The sequence below is a fragment of the Bacillus sp. DE0042 genome (assembly GCF_007680225.1).
Taxonomy (GTDB): domain Bacteria; phylum Bacillota; class Bacilli; order Bacillales; family Bacillaceae_G; genus Bacillus_A; species Bacillus_A wiedmannii.
The window spans coordinates 227,549-247,004 of the sequence record NZ_VEJP01000005.1; the positions used below are offsets into that span (position 1 = coordinate 227,549).

Sequence of the window (19,456 nt, forward strand, 5' to 3'; positions counted from 1 at the left end):
TTTCGGTGTAGCTAGTTACAATTTGCGTAGTGTTTTAGGAACAAACAATTCACTACATATTTCTACAAATTATGCTATCATTATATCTATTGTATATTGAAGAGGTGATTGTATGTTAAAGATTGGATCTCATGTTTCCATGAGTGGTAAGAAAATGTTATTAGCAGCAAGTGAAGAGGCTGTTTCATACGGTGCAACGACGTTTATGATTTATACAGGTGCGCCGCAAAATACACGAAGAAAACCAATTGAAGAATTGAATATAGAAGCAGGAAGAAAACATATGGAACTAAACGGTATTGAAGAAATTATCGTACATGCGCCATATATTATTAATCTTGGGAATACGACGAAGCCAGAAACATTCCAATTAGGTGTAGACTTCCTTCGCATGGAAATTGAAAGAACATCGGCATTAGGTGTAGCGAAACAAATCGTTCTTCACCCAGGAGCGCACGTTGGTGCAGGAGCGGATGCTGGTATTCAACAAATTATTAAAGGGCTTAATGAAGTATTAACGCCAGAGCAGACGGTTAACATTGCGTTAGAAACAATGGCAGGAAAAGGAACAGAATGCGGTCGTAGCTTTGAAGAAATTGCAAAGATTATTGATGGTGTCAAATATAATGAAAAATTATCAGTATGCTTTGATACGTGTCATACGCACGATGCAGGATATGATATTGTAAATGATTTTGACGGCGTATTAAACGAATTTGATAAGATTGTTGGTATGGATCGTTTGCAAGTACTTCATATTAATGATAGTAAAAATGTATGCGGCGCAGGAAAGGACCGTCATGAAAATATCGGCTTCGGTCATATCGGTTATAAAGCGTTACATCATATTGTGCATCATCCGCAGTTAATGCACGTACCAAAAATTCTTGAAACGCCATATGTAGGTGAAGATAAAAAAGATAAGAAGCCACCATATAAATTAGAAATCGAAATGCTGAAAAATGGTACTTTTGATGAAGGGATTCTTGAGAAAATTAAAGCGCAATAAGCAATAAGGAGGGGATTTTCCCCTCCTTATTTTAGTAGTTGCTGAAATAAAGTATTTACTTGTTGGGCAGTAGCAGGGGAGGTTACTTTTGCTATTTGTTTTAAGAGCTCTAGCCGTTCGTCATTATCGTAAATGTTAATATTCTTACCTTTCATAAGTAAAACAATTTGATCCGCTTGTGCAGTCGTAATAGAAACTTCATACTCTTTACTATATTTCAATAACTCTTTTGTAGAAATATGATTTAATTTTTTATTTACAAGTTGTTTAATGAGGTTCATTGAGTTATCCTCCTTCACACGTTCTTCTATCGAAATATATGAGTACGTAGCTTGTACATATTCGCGTAGAGTTTCTTTTTTCATGAGAAAAAGAAGCGTATGTTATAATATAAGGACAAAACTATAGAAAAAGAGTATAAGGAGGACTTATGGAACAAAAGCAACATCGAAAAGAAAGTGTTATCCATCTTATTTATCGTTTAGTTATGATTATTTTTGGGGCAGCATGCGCAGCGGTAGCGATTGAACTATTTTTAATGCCAAATAAAATTATTGATGGTGGAATTATTGGTATTTCTCTTATATTAGATTATCTTACTCCTAATATTTGGTGGTTAAGTTTCTCTACTTTAGTCGTTATTCTCAATATCCCATTTATGTATTCAGGTTATAAGCAAATCGGAAAAACATTCATGCTATCTTCGGCGTTCGGTATTGTAGCTTTAGCGTTTATTGAATCAACGTTACATGCTGTTCCGCCATTTACAACAGAGCCAATTTTAGCAACAGTGTTTGGTGGTCTTATTTTAGGTATTGGTGTAGGGCTCGTTATTCGCCATGGGGGATCAATGGACGGAACAGAAATTATGGGTATTTTATTAACGAAGAAATTACCTTTCTCTGTGGGCGAATTTGTAATGTTTGTGAACTTATTCATTTTTGCATGGGCAGCATTTGTATTTGGTGTTGAACAAGCTATGTATTCTGTAATGACGTACTATATCGCATTCAAAACAATTGATACAGTCATTCAAGGTTTAGATGAAACGAAAGCAGTTTTAATTGTATCAGATCAATATGAGGAAGTATCAAATGCGATTTTGCATCGTCTTGGTCGTGGAACTACAAAGCTTGTAGCGAAAGGCGGTTACACGGATAAAGAAAAAGAAGTTATTTATGCAGTTGTAACGCGTCTGGAAGTGACAAAGTTAAAATCAATTGTGTATGAAATTGATGCGAATGCGTTTGTTACGATTATGAGCACACAAGAGACAAATGGTGGAAAGTTTAAATCGGCTATTCACTAAAAAACATGTATCCCGCTATTTGAGGGCAAATAATCAGTAGGGGATGGCCTCATCTGATTAAGGTTTCATTTTATAGGAATATTTTTCGGAAGCAGAGAATTTTTCTCTGCTTTTTGTTATAATAGAAAGGTTTCTTGAAAAAATTGATATATTTTAGGCAGATTGGTTTACAACTATAATAAGCTGTACTATAATTCAAATAGATATAAATCGGAATCATTCTGAATTAAAATAGGTGAGATGATATGAATAATATATTAGAAATAGAAGGATTGTCATTTCGATATGAAGATCGAAATGTGTTAGAAGATATTAATTTGCAAGTTCCGAAGGGAGCTTTTTTAGGTTTAGTTGGGCCGAATGGTTCTGGGAAATCAACTTTGCTAAAATGTTTATTAGGCGTTTTAAAGCCAAAACAGGGAAGTATTCGTTTGTTTGGTGTTGATAGTAAGAAGTTTAAAGAATGGAACAAAGTTGGTTATGTGTCGCAAAAGGCAAATAGCTTTAATTCTGGTTTTCCGGCAACTGTTTTTGAAGTTGTATCAATGGGACTCGTTTCTAAAAAAGGGCTGTTTCGCTTTTTCACGAAAAACGATAAGGAAAAGGTAGAAAAAGCGATTGCTGATGTAGGGATGAGTGAGTTTCAAGGGCGCAATATCGGAGAACTTTCTGGTGGACAACAACAGCGTGTATTTATTGCTCGTGCGCTCGTTAGTGATCCTGAATTACTTATTTTGGACGAGCCCACTGTTGGAATAGATGTGAAGAATGTAGAAAGTTTTTATGAGATATTAGAGGATTTAAACAAAAGGTTAGGAATCACATTAATTCTCGTTACTCATGATATGGGAGCTGTTACTGAGAAGGTAACACATGTTGCATGCTTAAACCAACATCTACATTTCCATGGAAATGTAGAGAAGTTCCGAGAGTTAGAAGATGCAGAAATGTCCGTCTTATATGGACATCATGTTCATCGTTTAGAACACGAGCATGAGCATCACGGGAGGATATAATGATACAAGATTTTTTACAATATGACTTTTTACGTAACTCTTTATATGCAGGGGTTTTAATAGGACTTGTTGCACCACTTATCGGTGTATTTGTTGTCATTCGCCGAATGTCGCTTATTGCGGATGCATTAAGTCACGTGACATTATCGGGTATTGCTGCAAGTTTACTACTAGAAAAAACAATTTTCACAGGAGGATTTTTAAATCCGTTATATATGGGAATGATTTTTTCTATTGGTGGGGCGTTACTAATTGAAAAATTACGTACTGTATATAAACATTATCAAGAATTAGCAATTCCGATTATTCTTTCAGCAGGAATGGGGATTGGGGTTATTTTTATATCACTTGCAAATGGATTTAACACTGATTTATTTAGTTATTTATTTGGGAGTGTAAGTGCTGTAACAAGTACGGATTTAATTATCATCGGCATTGTAGCAATTGTTGTTATTGTAACGATCACTTTATTATACAAAGAGTTATTTTTACTATCGTTTGATGAGGAATATGCTGTATCAACCGGTTTGAGTGCAAAGTGGATTCACTTTATTTTCATTATATTGGTTGCTCTTGTCATTGCAGTATCAATGCGTGTAGTAGGGGTTCTTCTCGTATCATCATTAATGACGTTACCAGTTGCAGCAAGTATTCGTATTGCGAATGGATTTAAACAAACAATTTTCTTTTCCATTTTATTTGGTGAAATTGCAGTAATTGGTGGAATGTTTGCTTCATATCAACTTGATCTAGCACCAGGTGGTACAATTGTTATGATAGCAGTTCTTATTTTAATTGGTGCGATTTTATGGAAAAAGAAAAAAACTGCATAAAGTAGGGATAGATATGAATCTAACAGAAGCTTTACGCCTAATGAAAGATAAAGGATACAAACATACTGGGAAAAGGGAAGAAATGCTCAGGTTATTTGCAGCTCACAATCGTTATTTAACGGCGAAAGACGTTTTAGAGCATATGAAGGATGATTATCCAGGTCTTAGCTTTGATACGATTTATCGTAACTTAACGGTGTTTGCTGAAATCGGTGTTTTAGAACAAACGGAATTAAATGGTGAAAAACATTTTCGTTTTACATGTTCTATTATGGAACATCATCATCATTTTATTTGTTTAGATTGCGGGGGGACGAAAGAGATTACTTCCTGCCCGATGGATTTTATGAATAAAGATTTTAACGGTTATGAAGTAACCGGGCATAAGTTTGAAATATACGGCCGTTGTCCAAAATGTGCAAAATAAGAACTCGTCGGTTACATAACTGACGAGCTTTTTTACGTAAAAAAAAGGTTGCCCACAAATATTGTGGCAACCTTCTTTTTATTGTTCTTGTGTTTCTTTTTCTTTTTCTTTTTCTCGTTCAGCAGCCATTTCAGCAGCAATTACATCGATTTCTTTTTTCAGTTCTTCTACCATTATTTCTTCTGGTACTTTACGAACAACTTGCCCTTTACGGAATAATAATCCTTCTCCACGTGCACCGGCAATACCGATATCAGCTTCACGAGCTTCACCAGGACCGTTTACAGCGCAACCAAGTACTGCAACTTTAATCGGTACTTTTAGTGTAGAGATGTATTCTTCCACCTCGTTAGCGATGCTAATTAAATCAATTTCAATACGACCACAAGTTGGACAAGAAATAAGTGTTGCTGCATTAGATGCAAGACCGAATGACTTTAATAGTTCACGCGCAACTTTTACTTCTTCAACTGGGTCAGCACTTAATGAAATACGTAGTGTATTTCCGATGCCTTTATTTAAGATTGCGCCAAGACCAGCGGCACTTTTTACAGTTCCGGCAAATAATGTTCCGGATTCTGTAATACCTAAATGTAATGGGTAATCAAAAGCACGAGCAGCTTTTTCGTATGCTTCAATTGCTAAGTTAACATCAGAGGCTTTCATAGATACGATAATATCGTGGAAATCTAAGTCCTCTAAAATTTTAATGTGATGTAGGGCGCTCTCGACCATACCATCTGCAGTTGGATATCCGTACTTTTCTAAAATGTGACGTTCTAATGAACCTGCGTTTACACCGATACGGATTGGAATACCGCGTTCTTTTGCTGCATTTACAACAGCTTCTACTTTATGGCGACGACCAATGTTACCTGGATTGATACGTACTTTATCAATGCCACCTTCAATTGCTTTTAAAGCAAGGCGATAATCAAAATGAATATCAGCAACAAGTGGAATGTTGATTTGTTTTTTAATATCAGCAATAGCATTTGCTGCGCGTTCGTCTGGAACAGCAACACGGACGACTTGACAGCCAGCTTCTTCTAAACGTTTAATTTCAGCAACTGTTGCTTCAACATCATGTGTTTTTGTTGTTGTCATACTTTGTATAATTAATTCATTATTACCGCCAATTGTTAAATTACCGACTTTAACTGGACGTGTTTTTGTACGATGAGTCATTTCATTCACGAATAGATCGCTCTCCTTATAAAAGAAGTTTCTTATTTAGTCCCTCATATCTATGAAAGTATACGTGATACAGGGCTATAGAAACCGAAGTGCTCGGTTTCACTTTTACTATTGTATCAGCGCCTTTATGTAATTGACAAGGATTAAGTGATTGCTTATTGATATAACGGGAATTTATAAGACTTTCCAATTTGTATTTTTGTAGCAGATGTACTTTTGTTTAGTTGTTTAAAGTCATCAATTACCTTTTCAATGGAAGGGATTTTTTTCTTATTAATTTGTTCGGTAATAGAAAGAACTGTCTCACCTGTTTTGACTTCAATTGTTTTATAAGTTACATCTGTTTCTTTTTCTGCTTTGTTCTCTTTCTTTTGTTTTGTGTCTGTACTTTCTTGTTTTATCGTTTGGGCCGCATTTGTTTTTTTATATGAACTTAACATCGGTAAAGTGCCGATTTTTATATCGTAATAAAATATATAACCAAGAACAAGCACGAATAAGAATATACCTAATCTCTTCATATTCTTCACTCCTTTGCTAGGAATATATGCTTGTCCAAAAAAAAAATGCCTATTTAGGCATTTTTTTTCGTTCTTATTTTTCTTTCGGTTTTGGAACTTCTTTAATCGTTAAGTAAAGAACAATTAAAACAACTGCGATATAAATGAATGTTGAACCAGGTACAACAATTTTGAATAGATCCATAATCATAAAGAAGATTGTTGGGATTGTGTAGCTGTATGCAGTTAACGCCCATACTTGCTTATAAGATAATTTACGTTGACCACTCATAGCAGAACCTATAAACGCAAGTAAAGTAATTCCTAAGAAAGTAATAAACAATTGGAATAGGTACACTAACACTCCAATAACGGCTAGTAAAATTGGATAAATACTATCGAATACAGAAATGAAATCTTGCAAATCTTTCTTCTCAAGAGATGTCCCTAATAAATCATTATAGGAGTATGTTTGTGTTTGACCATTTCCTATAGAAACTACTTTATCTTTTAAAATAAATAAACCAGTTTTGTTTTGATATGTTTCTATATCTGTTGTATTGGGATCAAATACGAAAAGAGCATCTCCCTCTTCCTTTAGAATAGGTTGTTCAATATCTGCTTTTAGCTCACCGTTTTCGATTTTAAAATCAGGTAAATCTTTTTCAATTGCTTGATTTACCATGGTAACACTATCTTGAATAAAGCTACCGTAAAAGAATGTTCTTGGAATAGTAGTGATTAGACAAAGTAGCATAATATACAAAATGGTTTTTCCGATTTTTTGAAAACGGAATAACGCCATATCTTTAGGCGAATATACGCTTTTTGCTAATTGGGTAAATATGGACATAGATTCACTTCCTTTATGTATGTATAAAATCATTGTAACGTAGGAATCTAGAGAATCTCAAGATATATTATATTTACATATAGTGGAGATAACTAAATTTCTTTTTATTAATTTTCTTCTTTTATATGAGAAAAATACAATTGACACTTTTCTTTGCCATATGGTAAATTTATCTTACATTTCTTAAAGGATATATCTGATAGGAATTCCTTTATTTAATATGTTGTTACATACATAATTGTGGACCCTTAGCTCAGCTGGTTAGAGCAGACGGCTCATAACCGTCCGGTCGTAGGTTCGAGTCCTACAGGGTCCATATCCATTTCACATGTTTATTATGTCAGTGGGAAGCTTCCTTGTAGAAGGGAGCTTTTTTTACGGAATATATGAGCATTTTAATTGAAAAGAAGTGGGATTTTTGCTACGTTAATGATAGCAAGACAATGCGATTTATTTGTTTGCACCCTATGGCAATTAGGGTAGAATGAAGTTGTATGTCACTTAAGTGGCAATACATAAACTGGGAGGAATATAACAATGGCAAAACACGAATTACCAAATTTACCTTATGCGTATGATGCTTTAGAGCCTCACTTTGACAAAGAAACAATGAACATCCATCATACAAAACATCATAACACTTACATTACAAACTTAAACGCTGCTTTAGAAGGTCATGCAGAATTAGCTGACAAAAGCGTAGAAGAATTAGTTGCAAACTTAAACGAAGTACCAGAAGCAATCCGTACAGCAGTACGTAACAATGGTGGCGGACATGCTAACCATACATTCTTCTGGACAATCTTATCTCCAAACGGCGGCGGACAACCAGTAGGCGAACTTGCGACTGCAATTGAAGCGAAATTCGGTAGCTTCGATGCATTCAAAGAAGAATTCGCAAAAGCTGGCGCAACTCGTTTCGGTTCTGGTTGGGCTTGGTTAGTAGTAAACAATGGTGAGTTAGAAGTAACAAGCACGCCAAACCAAGATTCTCCTCTAACTGAAGGTAAAACTCCAGTTGTAGGTTTAGATGTTTGGGAACATGCTTACTACTTAAATTACCAAAACCGTCGTCCTGACTACATCGGTGCATTCTGGAACGTTGTAGATTGGAACGCTGCTGAAAAACGTTACCAAGAAGCAAAATAATTGTAATAACGATAGAAAAAGCTAGGAGAATGCTCCTAGCTTTTTTCTATGCTTTCCTTTTACATAATTGGGCTTGTCTTTGGAAGACTAGAACATGAAGTAAAGGAGAGTTGTGTATGAAGTGGAAACATATAATTGGTGACGTTGAAGTGAATCGGGATTTAGTGTTATTGCTCCTTATTGGAGGTTTATACACGCTCGCAATTTCTTTATCGAATACGTTTGTTAACATTTATTTATGGAAACAAACACAAAATTATGTGAATCTTGGCTTGTATAATTTGGCCAGCGTTGTATTACAGCCTCTCACATTTCTTATAGGTGGGAAATTAGCGAAGCGTATTGATCGCTCAATCTTGTTACGAATAGGCGTAGGCACGTTAGCTATTTTTTTTATCGTTGTTTTAGTAGCGGGAAAAAGCGCTTCTCACTATATTTTATTAATGGGGGCTCTTTTAGGAGTCGGATATGGTTTTTACTGGCTCGCGTTTAACTTATTAACATTTGAGATTACAGAACCAGAAACAAGAGATTTCTTTAATGGGTTTCTTGGACTTCTTACATCCTTCTCTGGCATGATTGGACCGATAGCAGCTGGATACACAATTTCACGTATGGAAAAATGGAGTGGCTATACGGTCATATTCTTTCTTTCGTTACTGTTATTTGCAATTGCTGTTATTTTAAGCTTTTTTGTATCTAAGAGAGAATGTGAAGGACGGTATGAAATTGTACAAGTATTGAAAGAGCGGCAGATTGATAAAAATTGGGGAAGAATTACACGTGCTCATTTTTTCCAAGGGTTGAGAGAGGGAACGTTTATTTTTGTGATTTCCGTGTACGTGTATTTAGCGACGGATAGCGAACTCGCCTTAGGGAAATATAGCTTAGTAAATTCTGCTGTATCATTTGTATGTTACTACTTAGTCACTCGTATGTTAAAGAAAGAGTGGCGGAAAAAAGCAATTTTGCTTGGAGGCATTATTTTATATGCTGTCGTATTTTTAGTTATATTCAATGTTACATACGCAAAATTACTTATTTATGCAGCGTGTATTGCGGTTGCATACCCTATTTTGCTCGTTCCGTACGGATCTATGACATATGATGTAATTGGCAGAGCGAAAAATGCGAGAGAGTGGCGTGTAGAGTATGTAGTTGTCCGAGAATTATGGTTAAATGCAGGAAGAATTTGCTCGATTTTAAGTTTTTTATGTGCTGTACTATTCTTTCCGCCCGAAAAAAGTTTACCTTACTTATTATGTATTTTAGGTGCAGGACATTTTCTTATTTATTTTGCAGTTAAAAATGTCAAATATGATGAGGGAAATGCAAGTAAAACAAGTGTTGTAACGCAAGCAACTGCGCAGAATCAAACAGAACCAGAAGGTTAACTTCTCGGTTGTTTTATGCTAGAATAGAAAAAGATGTAAGACAGCAGTGAGGACACCTGTATGAAGGTGTCCCTTTCACATTACATAGCTGTTGGTAGAGGGGGTTTGTATGAGCAAGAAGCAGAAACAACAAAAGAAAAAGACTCACGTTCCTTTTCGGTTAAACGTGCTGTTTTTCTGCGTGTTTTTATTGTTCTCCGCGGTTATTGTAAGGCTTGGTTATGTACAAATTGTTCGCGGTGAGGAATATAAGAATGAAGTGGAGAGGAAAGAAAACTCGACGATAAGTAATCCTGTACCACGTGGGAAAATATTTGACCGTTATGGGCGAGCTGTAGTAGATAATGCAGCTGTTCGTACGATTACATTTACAAAAATGAAAGGATCAACTGCAGAGGCTCGCTTAGAAACAGCGAAAAAGCTAGCAGAGTTGATTGAAGTACCGACAGATAAATTAACAGATCGTGATAAAAAAGATTATTGGCTTGCTATGCATAAAGAGGAAGCTAAAGAAAAAATTACGAATAAAGATCGTCAAGAGTTAAAAGATAAAAAAATTGACGATAAAGAATTAGATGAGCGTCAACGAAGTCGTGTGACAGAAGAAGAAGTGAATCAATTATCCGCAAAAGATTTAGAAATACTAGCGATTAAAAGCAAAATGGACGGCGGATATGCGATGACGCCACAAGTTATTAAAAAAGATGCTACACCAGAAGAGTATGCGATTATTAGTGAAAATTTAGCAGAATTGTCGGGAGTAGATACGAGTGTCGATTGGGAACGAAAATATGCATATGATGGTGATTTGTTCCGAAGTGTACTTGGTGGTGTAACAACTTCTGACGAAGGTTTACCGAAAGAGCGTTTAGATTACTATCTTGTTCGTGATTACAATCGTAATGATCGTGTAGGGAAAAGTTATCTTGAACAGCAATATGAAGATAGCCTGCACGGTACGAAAGCAGAAGTGAAAAATATTACAGATAAAAACGGTAATATTTTAGAAACGATTAATGTCTCACAAGGGCAACGAGGTAATGACCTGAACTTAACAATCGATATGGAATTACAAAAGCGTGTAGAGGAAATTATCACTAAAAATTTATTGAAATATAAAGGTGGGCAACCTCTTTTAGATCGCGCATTCGTTGTAATGATGAATCCGAAAAATGGTGAAGTTTTATCTATGGCAGGGAAACAGTTAGTGAATGAAAATGGCGAAACGAAAGTACAAGATTTCGCATTAGGATCGATGACAAGTTCTTATCCAATGGGATCGACTGTAAAAGGTGCGACAGTACTTACAGGATATCAAACAGGTGCGATTCAACCAGGTTCAGTTCAATTTGATGAACCAATCAGGTTAAAGGGAACACCACAAAAAGCTTCTTGGAAGAATATGGGATATATTAATGATTTGACAGCATTAAAAATGTCTTCTAACGTATATATGTTTAAAACAGCGATGAATCTCGCAGGCGTTCAATATGTGAGAGGTGGTACGTTAGATATACCACAAAAAGCATTTGATACGATGCGTTATTATTTCGGACAGTTTGGACTTGGCGTAAAAACAGGTATTGATTTACCGAATGAATCTGCGGGTCAAACAGGTAGAGGGAGTCAGCCAGGTTTCCTATTAGATTTATCAATTGGACAGTATGATACGTACACACCACTTCAATTAGCGCAGTACATTTCAACAATTGCAAATGGTGGTTACCGTATGCAGCCGCAAGTTGTGAAAGAAATTCGTCAACCGGCAGCGAAACCAGAAGAAACTGGAAAAGTTGTTCATTCAATGGAACCGAAAGTACTAAACCGTATTGATATGCCTGAATCACAAATTAAACGTGTTCAGGAAGGATTTAGACAAGTATTTAACGAGTCTGGTGGTACAGCTGCGAAATACTTTACAGGCGCACAATATAAAGCTGCTGGTAAAACAGGTACAGCTGAAACTGTGTATGGCGGAGATAAAGAGATTGGTAGAAAGGCAAACGGTGAGCGTAAAGAAACATATAACTTAACGTTAGTAGGTTATGCGCCACTTGAAGATCCTGAAGTAGCATTTTCTGTTGTTGTACCTTGGGTAGATGATAAATCAGGTATTAACGGATATATTAGCCGTGACATTATGGACGCGTACTTTGATTTGAAAAAAGTAGAAAATGGCGAAGTTTCAAAAGATGAAATAGATAATAAAAAGAAAAATAGAGATCAAGATGACGAATAAAAAAGTTGTAAAAAAAGCACACTATCTGAAAAGATAGTGTGCTTTTTTTTATGGTTCATGCATACGTTTTAATAAAGTGGACAAGCATATTATATCGGAAAATTAAGAGGCCTCACAAATGATATTTATGCCCCCCCTCTGGAGGATAACGGTTTTATGGACCAATCATTAGTGAAAATGAACGATGGCTACGGATTAAAGTTTTACTTAATGTTGATTCTTGTGGAACTTTACAAAACTTTTACAAACAATTAAAACCGAATTAATAGTTTAGCAGTATTCTTATATCTGTAATCCTGTTATTTCCGGTTACTTCTAGGAGGAAGAACACGTGAAATGGATAAGTGCATCGATTAAAGTTTTCATACTGTCGACTTGTTTCCTTTATGTTGGCACGTCTACTGCATTTGCTGTAAATGAAATGGGAGAAGTGAGAGTTGATGGATCCTCAACAGTTTTTCCTGTTATAGAAGCAGTAGCGGAGGAATATACAAAGGTGCATCCAAACGTGAAAATTTCCATCAGTGTTTCTGGAACAGGAGGAGGATTTAATCGTTTCAGTAAAGGAGAAGTAGACATAAATAATGCTTCGAGAGCAATGAAACAAGTAGAAGAAAATGAAATGAAGAAAAACTCCATTCAGTTTACACCGTTTGAAGTCGCTTACGATGGTCTTACGATCGTTGTGAATCGCCAAAATACTTGGGTAGACAATATGACGGTAGACGAGTTACGTCTATTATGGAGTGAAGATGAAAGCGAAAAGCGATGGTCACAAATTCATTCATCATGGCCACGTGAACAGGTGAAGTTTTATGCGCCAGGTGTAGACTCTGGTACGTATGATTATTTTCAAAATGTCATCTTACAAAATAGTCGCATTGTAAAAAAAGTCTCTTTGTCTGAAGATGATCAAGTTATTATGCAAGGGGTAATGAATGATAAAAATGCCATTGCTTTTGTAGGATATGCTTATTATATGGCCAATCGAGATAAGGTGAGAGCAATAAAAGTGAATGGTGTACTTCCGACGAAAGATACCATTCAATCAGGTAAGTATAAGCCATTATCTAGGCCGCTATTTGCTTATGTGAATGATGCATCTATCCGAAATAAAATGAATGTAGCAAATTATATTGAGTTTATGATTCAGCATGTTGGTGATCTCGCTGAAGAGGTAGGATATGTAAAATTACCAAAAGAAAAATACAATGAACAGCTGCGGATGTTAACAGAAATAAAAAGGTAATGTCAGGGTGGAAAGGGGTTTTCATCTTTGGCTCATAATGACAAAAGTCAAATTACATTTTCTGTACAACATTTGATTGAAAGAAATACAAAACAAAGAAAAAAAACGCAGCGAATCAATCGAATCGTTCCGTTATTACTAAAAATAATTGCTAGCGTGTCTATTGTAACGACACTGGGAATTATTTTCACACTGGCAAATGAAACATTGATGTTTTTTCAAACAATACCATTACACTCCTTTTTGACGGGAAAAGAATGGTTACCTTTTTTTGAAGATCCTAAATTCGGTATATTACCACTTATATGTGGAACGTTCCTTGTAACAGCAATTGCCATGTTCGTAGCAATTCCTATCGGTTTAGCGTGTGCTGTATTTTTAAGCGAATATGCTTCAAACGGTGCAAGGAAAGTATTAAAACCGATGTTAGAACTATTAGCAGGTATCCCGACAATTGTATATGGTTTTTTTGCATTAACAGTTGTCACACCACTTTTACAACGGATTATACCAGATTTACAGTTTTTTAATGCGATTAGTCCAGGTATTGTTATTGGTTTTATGATGATACCTACAATTGCATCTCTATCTGAAGACGCGATGAGAGCTGTAGCGAAAGGAACGAAAGAAGCTTCGTTAGCACTTGGAGCAACTCGGTTTGAGATGGTAAAACAAGTCGTGTTTCCTTCGGCTTTTACAGGGATTATGGCAGCGATCATATTAGCTGCTTCCAGAGCAATTGGTGAAACGATGATAGTTGTAATTGCAGCGGGATCTACACCGAATGTATCGCTCGATCCGACGCACTCTATTCAAACGCTAACAGCCTATATTGTGCAAGTGAGCTTAGGTGATGCTCCGCATGGAACAATTACGTATTACAGCATGTACGCTGTAGGCGCAACGTTATTCTTGTTTACTCTTATAATGAACATCATTTCATACTCTATTATGCGCCGCTTTAGGAGGGTGACATAATATGCGAATGTTGAATCATAAAAAAATACAAGAAAATATGGCATCACGTTTTTTAAAAGATCGAGTTTACAAGTTGTTATTTTATATAGCAATTTTGTTTTCAATAGTAATACTGCTTATTTTACTTTTTCAAATTTTTGAAAAAGGTATAAGTTACCTTTCGTTAGATTTCTTTACAAACTTCGCTTCGCGTAATCCGAAAGAAGCTGGGATTGCTGCAGCTTTGTCAGGAACAATATTATTCATGAGTATTGTTATACCAGTCTCCTTTATATTTGGAGTTGGAACTGCTCTTTATTTGGAGCAATATGCGAAGGAATCTATATTTAAAAAGGTAATAGAAATTAATAATCAAACGTTAGCAGGAGTACCTTCCGTTGTATTTGGATTACTCGGCTTAACTATTTTTGTATATGCTCTTCATTTAGGGGAGAGTATTATTGCGGCGGCACTGACGATGAGTTTACTCGTTTTACCGACAGTTGTTGTAGCGAGTCAAGAAGCGATACGATCTGTACCAAGTTCATTATTAGAAGCTTCTTACGGATTAGGTGCTACGAAGTGGCAAACGATGTATCAAATTGTATTGCCATCTGCTTTCCCGGGAATTATAACGGGTTGTACGTTAGCGATATCAAGGGGGATTGGAGAAGCGGCACCGCTATTAGTTATCGGGGCACTTGCATTTGCAAATTATGTTCCATTTAGTATGTTTGATAGATTTACAGTTTTACCAATTCAAATTTTTAATTGGATGAGTAGACCGCAAGAAGAATTTCAGTATGTAGCAGCTGCTGGGATGATTGTTTTGTTAGGTTTATTACTCTTTATCAATATGTTTGTCTTATGGTTACGAAATCGAAAATAAGTTGGAAATGGATGAAAGGGGAATTCAAATGGTAGCAACAGTAGTAAATGTACAGGTGAAAAACGAGGAGAAAATCGAGACTGCACCAAAGAAAGTAGTATTTGATACGAAAAACTTAAATTTATGGTACGGAGAAGACCATGCTTTAAAAGATATTAACTTAAGCATTCATGAGAATGAAGTTACAGCAATTATCGGGCCAAGTGGTTGTGGTAAATCAACGTACTTAAAAACATTAAATCGTATGGTAGAGTTAGTACCAATCGTGCGAACTACAGGTGTAATTGAATATAGAGAGCGCAATATATTTGAAAAATCATACCCAGTTGAAGAATTAAGAACTCATGTGGGAATGGTGTTCCAAAAGCCAAATCCATTTCCGAAATCTATTTATGAAAATGTAGCATATGGCCCGAAAATTCATGGTATTCGTGATAAGAAAACATTGGATGAAATTGTTGAAAAAAGTTTACGTGGAGCAGCGATTTGGGATGAGTTAAAAGATCGTTTGCATGATAATGCATACGGTTTATCTGGTGGACAGCAACAGCGTCTATGTATCGCACGTTGTTTAGCAATTGAACCAGACGTTATTTTAATGGATGAGCCAACATCGGCACTAGATCCAATTTCAACATTAAAAGTAGAAGAATTAATTCAAGAGTTAAAGAAAGACTTTAGTATTGTGATCGTAACGCATAACATGCAACAAGCAGCACGTATTTCAGACAAAACTGCTTTCTTCTTAAGTGGAGAAGTTGTGGAGTATACAGATACAAATAAATTATTTACGACACCTTCAGATAAGCGTACAGAAGATTATATTACAGGCCGATTCGGTTGATATCGTTGCAAGGCTAAGAGCAAATACCCTCTTAACAGAGGGTATTTCTTATTTTTACCTCATTTAATTAGAGAAGTAATACTTCTCCTATCTTAAGGCTTATTACAAGTAGGCTAGGTAGGAGATCTATATATAATGGCATATAATATTGAGGGGGAAGAAACAATGGTAAGAGAACAGTTTCAATGTGATTTAAAAATGTTACAGCAAAAGGTGATTGAGCTTGGAGAGCTAGCGAGGGAAGCTTTATTGCTTGCTATGGAAGGTCTTCATAAAAGGGATGTAGAGAAAGCGTTAGAGGTAATAGATGGTGATTATCGTATGGATAATTTAGAAGAGGAAATAAATGATCTTGCGCTTATGCTTATTACGAAGCAGCAACCTGTAGCAAGTGATTTAAGAAGGATTTTCATTTCAATTAAAACAGCGACAGATTTAGAGCGTATTGCAGATCATGCTGTTAATATTGCGAAATCAACAATTCGTCTTGGGGAAAAAGAAGTGGTTGTTAGTTTGCACAATCTTGATGAAATGTTTGCAATTGCAAATAAGATGCTACAGTTAGCGCTAGAAGCATATGAGCAAGAAAATTTAACTTTTGCGAAACAAATTGCCGAAATGGATGATTCAGTTGATGAAATATATGGGAAAGCGATTCGTGAATTTATATCTTCAGTTCCAGAACAACCAGAAGCAATTACACAAATTACACAATTATCCTTTGTGGCGAGATATATCGAGCGTGTAGCGGATCATATTACAAATATTGCTGAAAATGTTTTTTATTTAGTAAAAGGAAAGCATTACTTATTAAATGAATAAAGAAAAAAGGCAGGTGAAACATCACCTGCTTTTTTTAGTCAAAACATGACAAAAAAAGCTCGTTGTTTCCTTTAGTTTATGATGATAAGATGTATCATAATATAATGGAAAAAATAGGACATATATGTTTGTTCACTTAGTAAGGAATATTTTACTAAGTTAATGGTAAGCGCTTTCTTTTGTGGCGTTTAAAAGGTACATGTATATAGGGAGTTTTACTGCCTGTAAAAGCCCGAGTCAAGTAGTCAAGGCTAATAATCAGTGGGGGATGCACAAAATCCCTACGAATTAAAGTTTCATTTTATACTGCTAGTTAATGCGGGGTAGATAATATACATATCGTATATGAAGTTACTGAACATTATATAAGTGGAGGCTGAAGTATATGAAGGGGGTTATTTTAGCTGGAGGAAAAGGACGACGCCTTAGACCATTAACATGTAATACTCCAAAGCCGATGTTGCCATTATTAGAAAAGCCAGTTTTGGAATACAATATTGAATTATTACGTCAGCATGGTATTCGTGAAATTGCAATTACTGTTCAGTATATGAGTACAGCCATTAAGCAATATTTTGGTGACGGTAGCAAATGGGGCGTTAACTTGTACTATTTTGAAGACTCTCCACCGCTTGGAACCGCAGGGAGTATTAAACAAGCGGAAACATTTTTAGATGAAACGTTTGTTGTCATAAGCGGGGATGCGTTAACTGATTTTCAATTATCAGAAGGAATTACGTTTCATGAACAAAAGAAAAGAATGGTAACTATGTTTGTAAAGGAAGTAGAAAACCCACTCTCATTCGGTTTAGTTGTAATGAACAAAGAACAAGAGGTTACACGATATATAGAAAAACCGAGTTGGAATGAAGTAGTCTCTAATATTGTGAATACAGGTATATATATTATGGAGCCAGAAATTTTTTCTTACATACCGCCCCGAGAGTTTTTTGATTTCAGTCAAGATGTGTTTCCGTTATTGGCAAATAAGAACGCATTATTTGCATATTTATCAGAAGGTTATTGGTTAGATATCGGTACATTTGATCAATATCGACAAGCACAATTTGATTTGTTAACGAAAAAATTGCAAGTACCAATTCCTTATACGGAAGTATTGCCGATGGTATGGATGGGAGAAGGTGTGACGATAGGAAAAGGAACGAAAATTCACGGTCCTTCTTTTATTGGAGAAGGAGCAAAGATTGGTGCTGGAGCTGTAATTGAACCGTACTCTATTATCGGAAAAAATAGTATTGTTTCAAGTTATTCTCATCTTCAAAAAAGTATTGTTTTTGCAAATGCGCACATTGGGCAGTATTGCGAGCTATTAGAAACGACAATAGGAGAGCATACAATGGTGGAAGATGACGTTACACTGTTTCAAAAAAGCATTGTAGCGGATCATTGTCATATAGGTAAAAGTACGGTAATTAAGCAAAAGGGAAAACTATGGCCATATAAGGCGATTGATAGCTATTCGGTAGTAGGGTCGGCTGGTGTTCAAGAAAGTGAAAAGAGTGCAGGATGGTTGCAAAAAAGCCGCATTGTAGGAAGAGGTAATGTTGAGATCACTCCTCAATTTATTGTAAAGGTTGCAATGGCGTACGGGTCCCTTTTTGCGAAAGGGGAAAGTATATTAATTGGGAGTCAAGAACATATAGAAACGACTTCTTATAAAAATCTCTTTCTTCATGCGATTCATGGTATCGGGGTTCATACGATGGAATGCAAAGAAATGAACGAGTCGCTTTTTCAGTATAGCATACAGGATTTACAATGTGCTGGTGGGGTTTTCATTCAAGTGGAAAATGAAAAAGAGGTTGTTATAAAGTTATATGGTAAGGATGGGGTACAATTAACGTATAAGCAGCAAAAAGCGATAGAACAAGTATATATGTCTGAGTCGTTTTATTACGTATGTGAGAAAGAAATGGGGCGAAATAAGCTAGTCCACGTTTCTTTACATGATTATATAGAGGCTGTATTAGAGCGCGTTGATATTGAGAAAATACAAAAACAAAAGTTTCATCTTCTTATTAATAAGAGCAATGATATGTTACAACATTTACTGATGCTCTTTTTACAAAGGCTCGGATGCACAGTTACATGGATTTATGCGGGCGAACAAAAGGATCATGTGAAAGCTTTGATGAAATCAAGTAAAGCAAATATGGCACTTATGTTTTCAGAGCAAGGAAATTATTTCGAGTTATATGATAATCATAGTAATATTTACCAAGGAACAGATTTTGAAGAGGTAGATATTCCAGATTTATTACTTGAATCGGCAGGAAATATTTACCCGATGTCTTTGAAATTAGGAGAATGTTACCTTCTATTTTATACGCAGGATGAAAAAAAGTCGTTTCAAGCGAGATGGAAGCGAGATATTTTATATCGAATTGGAAAATTATTCGAGTTAATAGCATTGCAGGGGAAAACATTTCTCAGCATAGTAGAGCAATCACCGCCGCTCTACCTACTTTGTGATGAAGTTGTATGTTCATGGAATGAAAAAGGGAAAGTAATGAGGAAATTATTAGCTGATATGGAAAGAAAAGAAGAAGGTATATTTGAAGGTGTACAGTTCAAATATACAGAAAAAGAGTGGTCTTATATCGTTTCTGACACAAAACAACCGAAATTTTTAGTGTATTCGCATGCTAGAAACCCAGTAATAGCAAGGGAAAACATGAAAAATCTTATAGAAAAAATTAGACAATATCAAAAGGTGTAGAATTTTTATTTTAAAAGTGGTATTATAGT

At 35.7% G+C, this 19,456-nt stretch carries 18 protein-coding genes and 1 tRNA gene; 15 read left to right on the forward strand and 4 right to left on the reverse strand.

What is annotated here, in order from left to right:
• The first annotated feature begins 112 nt into the window (after positions 1-112).
• Entirely contained in the window at positions 113-1,009 is an 897-nt protein-coding gene (locus FS802_RS19825; RefSeq protein WP_000912444.1) for a deoxyribonuclease IV, read from the forward strand.
• Positions 1,010-1,035: 26 nt separating this feature from the next.
• Here the strand turns inward: FS802_RS19825 and FS802_RS19830 are convergent, their stop codons facing one another.
• Entirely contained in the window at positions 1,036-1,290 is a 255-nt protein-coding gene (locus FS802_RS19830) for a DUF2624 domain-containing protein (RefSeq protein WP_001048965.1), read from the reverse strand.
• A 149-nt stretch (positions 1,291-1,439) separates the two neighbouring features.
• On the opposite strand from FS802_RS19830, the gene FS802_RS19835 reads away from it, so the two are divergent.
• The 4 genes from FS802_RS19835 (at position 1,440) to FS802_RS19850 (ending at position 4,594) form a co-directional block, all read left to right on the forward strand.
• Positions 1,440-2,318 carry a YitT family protein gene (locus FS802_RS19835; protein WP_000435956.1) on the forward strand — a complete coding sequence of 293 codons (879 nt, stop codon included), beginning with the start codon at positions 1,440-1,442 and terminating at the stop codon, positions 2,316-2,318.
• A gap of 245 nt (positions 2,319-2,563) precedes the next feature.
• Positions 2,564-3,334 carry a metal ABC transporter ATP-binding protein gene (locus FS802_RS19840; protein ID WP_001059649.1) on the forward strand — a complete coding sequence of 257 codons (771 nt, stop codon included), beginning with the start codon at positions 2,564-2,566 and terminating at the stop codon, positions 3,332-3,334.
• Complete coding sequence (locus tag FS802_RS19845; RefSeq protein ID WP_000613831.1) at positions 3,334-4,167, forward strand: metal ABC transporter permease; 834 nt, start codon at positions 3,334-3,336, stop codon at positions 4,165-4,167. The genes FS802_RS19840 and FS802_RS19845 overlap by 1 nt, the downstream gene beginning before the upstream one ends.
• Positions 4,168-4,180: 13 nt before the next feature.
• Positions 4,181-4,594: a Fur family transcriptional regulator gene (locus tag FS802_RS19850; RefSeq protein WP_001054512.1), complete on the forward strand. Its 414-nt coding sequence runs from the start codon at positions 4,181-4,183 to the stop codon at positions 4,592-4,594.
• A gap of 78 nt (positions 4,595-4,672) precedes the next feature.
• Here FS802_RS19850 and ispG read toward each other — a convergent pair whose 3' ends face one another.
• The 3 genes from ispG to FS802_RS19865 all read right to left on the reverse strand — a co-directional run bounded on the left by ispG (position 4,673) and on the right by FS802_RS19865 (position 7,144).
• Positions 4,673-5,782 carry a flavodoxin-dependent (E)-4-hydroxy-3-methylbut-2-enyl-diphosphate synthase gene (ispG, locus tag FS802_RS19855; protein WP_122950842.1) on the reverse strand — a complete coding sequence of 370 codons (1,110 nt, stop codon included), beginning with the start codon at positions 5,780-5,782 and terminating at the stop codon, positions 4,673-4,675.
• Positions 5,783-5,946: 164 nt separating this feature from the next.
• Entirely contained in the window at positions 5,947-6,312 is a 366-nt protein-coding gene (locus FS802_RS19860) for a hypothetical protein (protein ID WP_000825407.1), read from the reverse strand.
• Between the two features lie 73 nt (positions 6,313-6,385).
• Positions 6,386-7,144 carry a DUF1189 domain-containing protein gene (locus tag FS802_RS19865; protein WP_098653265.1) on the reverse strand — a complete coding sequence of 253 codons (759 nt, stop codon included), beginning with the start codon at positions 7,142-7,144 and terminating at the stop codon, positions 6,386-6,388.
• Positions 7,145-7,386: 242 nt separating this feature from the next.
• Between FS802_RS19865 and FS802_RS19870 the strand changes: the two genes are divergently transcribed.
• From FS802_RS19870 to FS802_RS19915, 10 genes are all read left to right on the forward strand, one after another.
• Positions 7,387-7,460, forward strand: a tRNA-Ile gene (locus tag FS802_RS19870).
• 221 nt (positions 7,461-7,681) lie between these two features.
• Entirely contained in the window at positions 7,682-8,293 is a 612-nt protein-coding gene (gene sodA, locus FS802_RS19875) for a superoxide dismutase [Mn] (protein ID WP_001052034.1), read from the forward strand.
• 116 nt (positions 8,294-8,409) lie between these two features.
• On the forward strand, positions 8,410-9,687 hold the full coding sequence (locus FS802_RS19880) for an MFS transporter (RefSeq protein ID WP_088059687.1): 1,278 nt from the start codon (positions 8,410-8,412) through the stop codon (positions 9,685-9,687).
• A gap of 109 nt (positions 9,688-9,796) precedes the next feature.
• Positions 9,797-11,926 (forward strand): peptidoglycan D,D-transpeptidase FtsI family protein, encoded by a 2,130-nt coding sequence (locus tag FS802_RS19885; protein ID WP_098653266.1) that lies wholly within the window; start codon positions 9,797-9,799, stop codon positions 11,924-11,926.
• Between the two features lie 331 nt (positions 11,927-12,257).
• Entirely contained in the window at positions 12,258-13,175 is a 918-nt protein-coding gene (gene phoX, locus FS802_RS19890; protein WP_098653267.1) for a phosphate ABC transporter substrate-binding protein PhoX, read from the forward strand.
• 27 nt (positions 13,176-13,202) lie between these two features.
• Positions 13,203-14,153 (forward strand): phosphate ABC transporter permease subunit PstC, encoded by a 951-nt coding sequence (pstC, locus tag FS802_RS19895; protein WP_000940910.1) that lies wholly within the window; start codon positions 13,203-13,205, stop codon positions 14,151-14,153.
• Between the two features lies 1 nt (position 14,154).
• Complete coding sequence (gene pstA, locus FS802_RS19900) at positions 14,155-15,021, forward strand: phosphate ABC transporter permease PstA (protein WP_098653268.1); 867 nt, start codon at positions 14,155-14,157, stop codon at positions 15,019-15,021.
• Between the two features lie 28 nt (positions 15,022-15,049).
• A complete protein-coding gene (gene pstB, locus FS802_RS19905) occupies positions 15,050-15,865 on the forward strand; it encodes a phosphate ABC transporter ATP-binding protein (protein ID WP_000226689.1) in 816 nt (271 codons plus the stop codon).
• A 165-nt stretch (positions 15,866-16,030) separates the two neighbouring features.
• Entirely contained in the window at positions 16,031-16,687 is a 657-nt protein-coding gene (gene phoU, locus FS802_RS19910; protein WP_033657724.1) for a phosphate signaling complex protein PhoU, read from the forward strand.
• A gap of 385 nt (positions 16,688-17,072) precedes the next feature.
• The gene (locus FS802_RS19915; protein ID WP_098653269.1) at positions 17,073-19,427 is read left to right on the forward strand and encodes a sugar phosphate nucleotidyltransferase; all 2,355 of its coding nucleotides are present in this window, start codon (positions 17,073-17,075) and stop codon (positions 19,425-19,427) included.
• The last annotated feature ends 29 nt before the right edge of the window (positions 19,428-19,456 follow it).

Coding starts and splice junctions, on each gene's coding strand:
- FS802_RS19835 (WP_000435956.1), top strand. CDS start 1,440: ATGGAACAAAAGCAACATCGAAAAGAAAGTGTTATCCATCTTATTTAT.
- FS802_RS19840 (WP_001059649.1), top strand. CDS start 2,564: ATGAATAATATATTAGAAATAGAAGGATTGTCATTTCGATATGAAGAT.
- FS802_RS19865 (WP_098653265.1), bottom strand. CDS start 7,144: ATGTCCATATTTACCCAATTAGCAAAAAGCGTATATTCGCCTAAAGAT.
- FS802_RS19830 (WP_001048965.1), bottom strand. CDS start 1,290: ATGAACCTCATTAAACAACTTGTAAATAAAAAATTAAATCATATTTCT.
- FS802_RS19845 (WP_000613831.1), top strand. CDS start 3,334: ATGATACAAGATTTTTTACAATATGACTTTTTACGTAACTCTTTATAT.
- pstB (WP_000226689.1), top strand. CDS start 15,050: ATGGTAGCAACAGTAGTAAATGTACAGGTGAAAAACGAGGAGAAAATC.
- sodA (WP_001052034.1), top strand. CDS start 7,682: ATGGCAAAACACGAATTACCAAATTTACCTTATGCGTATGATGCTTTA.
- FS802_RS19850 (WP_001054512.1), top strand. CDS start 4,181: ATGAATCTAACAGAAGCTTTACGCCTAATGAAAGATAAAGGATACAAA.
- FS802_RS19885 (WP_098653266.1), top strand. CDS start 9,797: ATGAGCAAGAAGCAGAAACAACAAAAGAAAAAGACTCACGTTCCTTTT.
- phoU (WP_033657724.1), top strand. CDS start 16,031: ATGGTAAGAGAACAGTTTCAATGTGATTTAAAAATGTTACAGCAAAAG.
- FS802_RS19880 (WP_088059687.1), top strand. CDS start 8,410: ATGAAGTGGAAACATATAATTGGTGACGTTGAAGTGAATCGGGATTTA.
- FS802_RS19915 (WP_098653269.1), top strand. CDS start 17,073: ATGAAGGGGGTTATTTTAGCTGGAGGAAAAGGACGACGCCTTAGACCA.
- FS802_RS19860 (WP_000825407.1), bottom strand. CDS start 6,312: ATGAAGAGATTAGGTATATTCTTATTCGTGCTTGTTCTTGGTTATATA.
- ispG (WP_122950842.1), bottom strand. CDS start 5,782: ATGACTCATCGTACAAAAACACGTCCAGTTAAAGTCGGTAATTTAACA.
- pstA (WP_098653268.1), top strand. CDS start 14,155: ATGCGAATGTTGAATCATAAAAAAATACAAGAAAATATGGCATCACGT.
- FS802_RS19825 (WP_000912444.1), top strand. CDS start 113: ATGTTAAAGATTGGATCTCATGTTTCCATGAGTGGTAAGAAAATGTTA.